The following is a 253-nucleotide window of genomic DNA, read 5'->3' on the forward strand; positions in this document are numbered from 1 at the left end:
GGGTATGGTCAGACCTGATCTCGGTATTTTCGTACCTGGATAATGTCACCCTGTACGAATACACCAGCGGCACGGGTACGAATATCAGCATGGTGCCCATCAGCATCGGCGACCTGCTGGGCGCGTCGATCATCATCGGCATCACCTTCGCCCTGGCGCGCAACCTGCCCGGCCTGCTGGAAGTCCTGGTGCTGTCCAAGCTCGACCTGGCCCAAGGCAGCGCCTACGCCACCACCACCTTGCTGTCCTACAT

Annotated in this window: 1 protein-coding gene; it reads left to right on the plus strand. The window is 60.1% G+C overall.

The genetic code is table 11. The features are described from left to right. On the plus strand, positions 1–253 hold a 253-nt coding region (locus AAEZ05_RS29430), incomplete at both ends, for a hypothetical protein (protein WP_350650157.1).

This window comes from Pseudomonas sp. HY13-MNA-CIBAN-0226, assembly GCF_040310305.1.
GTDB lineage: Bacteria > Pseudomonadota > Gammaproteobacteria > Pseudomonadales > Pseudomonadaceae > Aquipseudomonas > Aquipseudomonas gregormendelii.